Below are 7,729 nucleotides of genomic sequence, written 5' to 3' on the forward strand. Positions count from 1 at the left end.
AGTTCGGGTCGGTCTACCGCTACGAGAAGTCCGGCGTCATCCACGGCCTCACCCGGGTCCGCGGCTTCGCCCAGGACGACTCGCACTCCTACTGCACCCCCGAGCAGGCGCCGGCGGAGGTCAAGCACCTGCTGTCCTTCATGCTCAGCGTGCTGCGCGACTTCGGGCTCGACGACTTCTACCTCGAGCTGTCCACCCGCGACGACGCCAAGGACAAGTTCATGGGCTCCGACGACCAGTGGGAGACCGCGACCAGGATCCTGGAGGAGGCGGCCATCGAGACGGGACTGGAGCTGGTGCCAGACCCGGGTGGCGCTGCGTTCTACGGGCCGAAGATCTCGGTGCAGGCGCGCGACGCGATCGGCCGGACCTGGCAGATGTCGACGATCCAGTACGACTTCAACCAGCCGGCCGGCTTCGAGCTGGAGTACCAGGCACCCGACGGGTCGCGGCAGCAGCCGGTGATGATCCACTCGGCGAAGTTCGGTTCGCTGGAGCGGTTCTACGGCGTCCTCGTCGAGCACTACGCCGGAGCGTTCCCGCCGTGGCTGGCGCCGGTCCAGGTGCAGCTGATACCGATCGCCGAACGGCACCACGCCTACGTGCGCGAGGTGGCGGAACGGATGCAGATGCTGGGGCTGCGGGTCGAGGTGGACGACTCCGACGACCGGATGCAGAAGAAGATCCGCAACGCGCAGCTGCAGAAGGTGCCCTTCATGGTCATCGCCGGCGACGACGACCTGGCCGAGGGTGCCGTCTCGTTCCGGTACCGCGACGGCCACCAGGAGAACGGAGTCGGGATCGACGACGCGATCCAGCGGGTGGTCAACGCGGTGCAGACCCGCGCCCAGGTCTGACTGTCGAGGTGCCGCCGGCCCGGGTCTTCACGTGCCGTGACGGGCGAGGAACCGGCGGATGTGCTCACGCGGCCGGTCGCGCACCTCGGGACCGTGCGTGAAGGCGGCGACCCGGTAGTCGAGCTCGGCGAGCCGGTGCGCGGTGCGCTCGCTCATCCGGTAGTCGCTGCACACCGACTTGGGTGACCATCGCAGCCCGATCGGGTTCATGATGGCGTCCCCGGTGACCAGAACCCCGGAGGGCTCGTGCAGGAAGCCAGCGTGCCCGGGCGAGTGGCCCGGCATGTGCAGGACCCGCAGCCCGCCGGCCACCGGCAGGACCTGCCCGTCGGTCAGCTCCGCGGCGACCGGGAGCGGTTCGAGCTTCTGCTCGGGGGTCAGCAGGTGCAGCAGCCGCCCGAGCAGCCCCACCGCCACCTGAGGTGCGATCTCGCCCCGCCGGACATACGCCGCGTCGTCGGCGTGCACCTCGATCGCGAGCCCCGTCTCCTTCGCGACATGGGCCGTTCCGCCGAGGTGGTCAGGGTGCGCGTGGGACAGCAGCAGCCGGGTCACGTCCGAGGGTCCGGACCCGATCGACTCCAACGCGGCGAGCAGCTTCGGACCGTGGCCCTTCAGGCCCATGTCGAGCAGCGTCACCTGACCGTCGTCGTCGCGGAACACGAAGCCGTTGATGAAGTCGCGGAGGAGCGGCACGCGCCACACGCCCGGTGCGAGCAGGACGGCGGGGGTGCGGGCCATGCGTCCTCCTAGAGTTGCGGCATGGCCGATGATGCCGTGCGGCAGCGCGGAGCGGGAGAACCCGACCAGCTCGAGAGACTCTGGACGCCCTACCGGATGGCGTACGTGCGCGGCGACGACCGCCCGAGCACCAGCGGTTCGGACGAGTGTCCGTTCTGCCACATCCCGACCCTCGACGACGAGGCGGGCCTGGTCGTCCACCGCGGGACGTCGGCGTACGTCGTGCTCAACCTGTACCCGTACACCGCCGGTCACCTGATGATCTGCCCCTACCGCCACATCCCCGACTACACCGACACGACCGACGAGGAGGTGGTCGAGATCGGCGCACTCACCAAGCGCGCCATGACCGTGCTGCGGTCGGTGTCGAACGCAGAGGGGTTCAACCTCGGGATGAACCAGGGCCAGGCCGGCGGCGCCGGCATCCGCGCCCATCTCCACCAGCACGTCGTGCCTCGTTGGGTGGGCGACAGCAACTTCATGCCCATCATCGGCCGCACCAAGACCCTGCCCCAACTGCTCACCGAGACCCGGGAGCTGCTGGCCGCTGCCTGGCGTTGAGGCTCAGCCCACCGGGTGCGGGTGGGCCGCGGAGCGTCCCTGGAACGCGAGGATGGCCGGGTTCACCACGTGACCGTCCCGGATCTCGATCGCCCGTGCCAGGGTCTCGTCGGTGTCCCACGACTCCGGCCCCTCGAGCACGGGGCGCAGGAAGGGGATGAGCGCGAGGCTGTTCTCCCACGTCGCTGACTCCCAGAGGTACGACGGGCTGTGGTCAACCGCGTAGTAGTGGAGCCCGCCCACGTCGAACATCGGGTCGTCGAACGTCGTCGGTCGAGCCCACTCGAAGCCCATCCCCTCGTCGCAGGACACGTCGACGACGAGGCTCCCCGGTCGGAACGCCGCCGCGTCCTCGACGGACAGGTAGGTCAGGGGAGCCGCCGTGTCCTGGAAGGTGCAGTTGACGACGATGTCGAACTCGGCCAGGAACGGCGCCGCGCGGACGCGACCCCGTTCGGTGATCACCTCGCTGACGTGTCCCTCACCGTCGTGGTCGAACTGCAGGATCCGGACCGAGTGGATCGGCGACCCCACCGCCGCGACGCCGCGGGTGGTGAGGACGGTGACGTCGTGGACCCCGTGTGCGTTGAGGGCGGTGACCGCGCCTCGGGCTGTGGCTCCGAAGCCGATGACGGCGGCGCGCAGGCGCCGTCCGTAGTCGCCGGTCCGACCCGTGAGCTGCAGCGCGTGCAGCACCGAGCAGTACCCGGCGAGCTCGTTGTTCTTGTGGAACACGTGGACCCCGACGTTGCCGTCGTGGGTCCAGTGGTTCATCACCTCGAACGCGATCACCGTGTGTCCCCGGTCGATGGCGAGCTGGGTGAGGCCCGGGTCCTGGACGCAGTGCGGCCAGCCCCACAGGACGCTGCCCTCGCGCAGCAGCGCGACGTCGGCGTGCTGCGGCTTCGGGAGGAGGACCACGTCGGAGCCGGCGAGGATCTGCTCGCGTGAGGCGAAACCGGACACGACGTCAGCCAGGGCTGCGTCTGTGACACCGAAGTGCTCGCCGTACCCGTGCTCGAGCGTGATCCGGTCCCGCAGGTCCGCGTCGAGACCCGCGAGGTGCTCTGGGTGGAGCGGGAGACGGTGCTCGTTCTCCTTGGCAGACGTCCCCACGACCCCGAGGCCGAGGAGCGTCACCGCTTGATGTCGAGCTTGGTGGTGTCCGTGGCCTCCTCGGCCTTGGCGCGCTTGGCGGCGCGCTTCTCCTTGATGGACTTGCCCGACTTCTTCGTCAGATGCTGTCTCGGGGACTTGTCGCTCATGTGTGGCTCCCTGGTCGGGAACCTGGCTGGCTCCGTACCGCCACCGTACCCCCGAACCCCGGCGGGTAGCCTTCCGCCACCATGTTGGAACGGTTCAAAGCCTTCTGGCAGGGCGTCGTCCTGGCGCCCGTCGTCAGGCTCTTCCTGCGCCTCGGCATCAGCCCTGACGCCGTCACGCTCGTCGGGACGCTCGGCGTCGTCGCCGGTGCGCTGGTGTTCTTCCCGCAGGGGTTGCTCTGGCAAGGGGTGCTGGTCATCACGGCGTTCGTCTTCAGCGACCTGCTCGACGGGCAGATGGCCCGGGTGTCGGGCACCACCTCACGGTTCGGCGCCTTCTGGGACTCCACGCTCGACCGACTCGGGGACGCGGCGGTCTTCGGCGGCCTGGTGCTGTACTTCGCCGGACCCGGCGACGACTTCCTCTACCTCTGCCTCGCGCTCTACTGCCTCGTGATGGGCTCGGTCACGTCGTACGCGCGGGCCCGTGCCGAGTCCCTGGGGATGGAGGCCAAGGGCGGTCTGGCAGAGCGGGCGGACCGGCTGGTTGCGATCTTGGTCCTGACCTTCTTCGGCGACCTGCTCGGGCTCCCGATCCTCTACCAGGGCACCCTCTGGGCGCTCGCAGCGGCGAGCACCTACACGGTGGTCTTCCGGGTGCTCAAGGTGCGCCGTCAGGCGCTGGAGCTGGGGCCGCTCCCCAAGTAGGGATCGACACGCTTCCGCCCTACGATTGGGACCATGACCGAGAGCACCGACCCCACCCGGACCGGCACGTCGCGCGTGAAGCGCGGCATGGCCGAGATGCTGAAGGGCGGCGTCATCATGGACGTCGTCACCGCCGAGCAGGCGAGGATCGCCGAGGACGCGGGGGCAGTCGCGGTGATGGCTCTCGAGCGGGTGCCGGCTGACATCCGGGCGCAGGGCGGGGTCTCGCGGATGAGCGACCCCGACATGATCGACAGCATCATCGAGGCGGTCTCGATCCCGGTGATGGCCAAGGCCCGGATCGGGCACTTCGCCGAGGCCCAGGTCCTCCAGAGCCTGGGCGTGGACTACATCGACGAGTCCGAGGTCCTCACCCCGGCCGACTACGCCAACCACATCGACAAGTGGACCTTCACCGTGCCGTTCGTGTGTGGCGCGACCAACCTGGGCGAGGCGCTGCGTCGGATCACCGAGGGTGCCGCCATGATCCGCTCGAAGGGTGAGGCCGGCACCGGTGACGTGTCGAACGCGGTCACCCACATGCGCACGATCCGGCAGGAGATCCGTCGGCTCGGGGGTCTCCCCGAGGACGAGCTCTACGTCGCGGCGAAGGAGCTGCAGGCTCCGTACGACCTCGTCAAGGAGGTCGCCGAGGCCGGAAAGCTGCCGGTGGTGCTGTTCACCGCGGGCGGCATCGCGACCCCGGCCGACGCCGCGATGATGATGCAGCTGGGCGCGGAGGGCGTGTTCGTGGGCTCGGGCATCTTCAAGTCCGGCAACCCGGCGCAGCGCGCCGAGGCGATCGTCAAGGCCACCACCTTCTACGACGACCCGGACGTGGTGGCGAAGGTCAGCCGCGGGCTGGGCGAGGCGATGGTCGGCATCAACGTCGAGGAGCTCCCGGCGCCGCACCGGCTCGCCGAGCGCGGCTGGTGAACGTCAGCCGGGGCGGAGCGCCTCGGTGACGACGCGGGCCGCGTCGGCGGTCGTGAAGCCCGCCTGACCGTCGGGCATCAGCCCGAGCCGCACCACGATCGTCCGCGAGCCCGGGTCGACCAGCAGGGTCTGGCCGAACAACCCCTGCGCCGAGAACAGGTCCCCGGGCGCGCCCGGCGCGATCTGACCGGTCCGGACCGTCAGGGGCTGGCCGGCGGCGTCGACCGGGTCGGCGGGTCCGCGCAGCACGCCGGGCCGGTTGAGCCACCACAGGAAGCCGTACGCCGCGTTGAGCTCGGTCCCGGAGCGACCCACCGACGCCTCGACGTACCACCGCGGGAGGACCTGCTCCCCGTCCACCGCCCCGCCGTCGAGGTAGAGCCTGCCGAACCGGGCGAGGTCGAGGCAGGTCGTCTGCATGCCGAAGAACAGGTTGGTCGACCGGCCGCTCGCGTCGGTGGTGAGACGGGAGTCGGCCATGCCGAGTGGCCCGAAGAGCCGCTCCTCGGCGAAGTCCGCCGTGGAGCCGCCGGTCGCCTCACTGATGACGCGGTCGAGAGTCTGGATCGCTGCGTTGTTGTAGGCCCACGCCGTGCCGGGCTCGTGCTGCTGCTCGAGCCGGATCGCGTAGCCGGTGCGGTCCTCCGAGCCGATCAGGTCCTGGTAGTCCGAGGCAGCGGACCAGAAGCGGCCGCTGGTGTTGGTGAGCAGGTCGCGAACCGTGACGGAGGCCGACGCCGTGCCGCGCCACTCGGTGATCCAGCGTGACGCGGGGTCGTCGAGCGCCAGCAGCCCGTCCTTCACGGCGATGCCCACGAGGGCGGACGCCACGGACTTGGTGACCGAGAAGACCTCGCGGGGGTCGTCCGGCTCGGTGTCGTGCCAGTCCCAGTCACGCACCAGCCGGCCGTCGCGCACGACCGCGAAGCAGGTCGACGCCTCACGCTTGGCCTCGCGGGCGAGACCCGCGAGTCGGTGCGGGTCGAACCCCGCTTCGGTCGGCCTCGTGGTGGGCCACGGCTCGGACGTGGGGTCGGGAGCGGCGGCTGCCGGGTCGGCGGGCGACCGGGTCGCAGGCTCGTCGGTCGAGGTCGCCGAGCAGCCGGCGGTGAGCAGGACGGTCACGGACAGCGCAGCGAACCATCGGCCTCGATCCCGTCTCACTTCTCCGAGAATAGGTCTCTACCATCAAGACATGACGCTGACCGTGGGGGTGTTCGCACTCCAAGGCGACGTCCGTGAGCACCTCGAGGTGCTGGGCGGACTGGGTGTCCGCGCGCTCGGCGTACGTCGGCCCTCGGAGCTCGACCTGTGCGATGCCCTCGTGCTGCCGGGCGGGGAGTCGACCACGATGGCCAAGCTGGCCCGCACGTTCGAGCTGTTCGACCCGATCCGCAAGCGGCTCGCCGACGGGATGCCGACGCTGGGCACCTGCGCCGGGATGATCCTGCTGGCCGACCGGATCGAGGACGGCGCCGCGGGCCAGGAGACGTTCGGCGGGCTGGACGTGACCGTGCGCCGCAACGCGTTCGGCCGGCAGGTCGACTCCTTCGAGGGCGACATCGACGTGAAGGGCCTGGTCGAGCCGATGCACGCGGTCTTCATCCGCGCCCCTTGGGTGGAGCAGGCCGGGCCGGACGTGGAGGTGCTTGCGCGCGTGGAGGACGGAGCCGCCGCCGGTAGGATCGTCGCGGTCCGCCAGGGACACCTGCTGGCGACGTCGTTCCACCCCGAGGTGAACGGCGACCCGCGGGTACACGGCCTGCTCGTGGACCTGATCCGAACCACCTGAACCCGGCAGACGAGACCGACACACAGAAGGACGGGCATGTCCGGCCACTCCAAATGGGCGACCACCAAGCACAAGAAGGCGGTCGTCGACGCCAAGCGCGGGAAGCTCTTCGCCAAGCTCATCAAGAACATCGAGGTCGCGGCCCGGATGGGCGGCGGCGACCCGGCCGGCAACCCCACGCTCTACGACGCGATCCAGAAGGCCAAGAAGTCCTCGGTCCCGAACGACAACATCGATCGGGCGGTCAAGCGTGGCTCGGGCGCGGAGGCGGGCGGCGCCGACTACCAGACGATCATGTACGAGGGGTACGGCCCCTCCGGCGTGGCGATGCTGATCGAGTGCCTCACCGACAACCGCAACCGGGCGGCGATGGAGGTCCGCACCGCGATGACGCGCAACGGCGGCTCGCTGGCCGATCCGGGATCGGTCTCCTTCCTCTTCAACCGCAAGGGCGTCGTGCTCGTCCCGATCGAGCAGGACGGCCGGACCGTCAGCGAGGACGACGTGCTCGAGGCGGCGCTCGACGCCGGCGCCGAGGAGGTCAACGACCTCGGTGAGTCGTTCGAGGTGATCTCCGAGGCCGGCGACCTGGTCGGCGTACGCACCGCGCTGCAGGCGGCCGGGGTCGACTACGACTCGGCCGAGGCCCAGTTCGTGCCGGACATGCAGGTCGAGCTCGACCAGGACGCCGCGGCCAAGGTGTTCCGCCTGATCGACGTCCTCGAGGACCTCGACGACGTCCAGAACATCTACGCCAACTTCGACGTCTCCGACGAGATCATGGCTGCGCTCGACGCCTGACCCTGACCCCTGACCCTGACCCCTGACCGCGGCGTGTGCCTGAGAGGGCGCCGGGGCGCACTGTTGTGTCT

General features: G+C 70.0%; 10 protein-coding genes. 6 read left to right on the forward strand and 4 right to left on the reverse strand.

The features are described from left to right. A partial coding sequence (locus tag VFZ39_RS15985) for a threonine--tRNA ligase (RefSeq protein ID WP_330866780.1) occupies nucleotides 1-857 on the forward strand: 857 nt, incomplete at its 5' end. A 27-nt stretch (nucleotides 858-884) separates the two neighbouring features. Here VFZ39_RS15985 and VFZ39_RS15990 read toward each other — a convergent pair. Then, the gene (locus tag VFZ39_RS15990) at nucleotides 885-1,598 is read right to left on the reverse strand and encodes an MBL fold metallo-hydrolase (protein ID WP_330866781.1); all 714 of its coding nucleotides are present in this window, start codon (nucleotides 1,596-1,598) and stop codon (nucleotides 885-887) included. Nucleotides 1,599-1,619: 21 nt separating this feature from the next. Between VFZ39_RS15990 and VFZ39_RS15995 the strand changes: the two genes are divergently transcribed. Next, the gene (locus VFZ39_RS15995; protein ID WP_330866782.1) at nucleotides 1,620-2,159 is read left to right on the forward strand and encodes an HIT domain-containing protein; all 540 of its coding nucleotides are present in this window, start codon (nucleotides 1,620-1,622) and stop codon (nucleotides 2,157-2,159) included. A 3-nt stretch (nucleotides 2,160-2,162) separates the two neighbouring features. On the opposite strand, the gene VFZ39_RS16000 is transcribed toward VFZ39_RS15995, so the two are convergent. Both VFZ39_RS16000 and VFZ39_RS16005 read right to left on the reverse strand, forming a co-directional pair. Continuing rightward, nucleotides 2,163-3,299, reverse strand: coding sequence for a N(5)-(carboxyethyl)ornithine synthase (locus tag VFZ39_RS16000; protein WP_330866783.1), 1,137 nt, complete (start codon nucleotides 3,297-3,299; stop codon nucleotides 2,163-2,165). Then, nucleotides 3,296-3,424: a hypothetical protein gene (locus tag VFZ39_RS16005; RefSeq protein WP_330866784.1), complete on the reverse strand. Its 129-nt coding sequence runs from the start codon at nucleotides 3,422-3,424 to the stop codon at nucleotides 3,296-3,298. Before VFZ39_RS16005 ends, VFZ39_RS16000 begins: the two co-directional genes overlap by 4 nt. A gap of 81 nt (nucleotides 3,425-3,505) precedes the next feature. Between VFZ39_RS16005 and pgsA the strand changes: the two genes are divergently transcribed. Continuing rightward, a complete protein-coding gene (pgsA, locus tag VFZ39_RS16010; RefSeq protein ID WP_330866785.1) occupies nucleotides 3,506-4,129 on the forward strand; it encodes a phosphatidylinositol phosphate synthase in 624 nt (207 codons plus the stop codon). A 33-nt stretch (nucleotides 4,130-4,162) separates the two neighbouring features. Then, nucleotides 4,163-5,065 (forward strand): pyridoxal 5'-phosphate synthase lyase subunit PdxS, encoded by a 903-nt coding sequence (gene pdxS, locus VFZ39_RS16015; protein ID WP_330866786.1) that lies wholly within the window; start codon nucleotides 4,163-4,165, stop codon nucleotides 5,063-5,065. 3 nt (nucleotides 5,066-5,068) lie between these two features. Here the strand turns inward: pdxS and VFZ39_RS16020 are convergent, their stop codons facing one another. Then, nucleotides 5,069-6,229: a serine hydrolase domain-containing protein gene (locus tag VFZ39_RS16020; RefSeq protein WP_330866787.1), complete on the reverse strand. Its 1,161-nt coding sequence runs from the start codon at nucleotides 6,227-6,229 to the stop codon at nucleotides 5,069-5,071. Nucleotides 6,230-6,260: 31 nt separating this feature from the next. On the opposite strand from VFZ39_RS16020, the gene pdxT reads away from it, so the two are divergent. Together pdxT and VFZ39_RS16030 are read left to right on the forward strand one after the other, a co-directional pair. Continuing rightward, the gene (gene pdxT, locus VFZ39_RS16025; RefSeq protein WP_330866788.1) at nucleotides 6,261-6,857 is read left to right on the forward strand and encodes a pyridoxal 5'-phosphate synthase glutaminase subunit PdxT; all 597 of its coding nucleotides are present in this window, start codon (nucleotides 6,261-6,263) and stop codon (nucleotides 6,855-6,857) included. 36 nt (nucleotides 6,858-6,893) lie between these two features. Next, nucleotides 6,894-7,658, forward strand: coding sequence for a YebC/PmpR family DNA-binding transcriptional regulator (locus VFZ39_RS16030; RefSeq protein ID WP_330866789.1), 765 nt, complete (start codon nucleotides 6,894-6,896; stop codon nucleotides 7,656-7,658). Nucleotides 7,659-7,729 lie beyond the last annotated feature (71 nt).

It is taken from the genome of Nocardioides sp. (assembly GCF_036374615.1).
In the GTDB taxonomy this organism is placed as follows: Bacteria; Actinomycetota; Actinomycetes; order Propionibacteriales; family Nocardioidaceae; genus Nocardioides.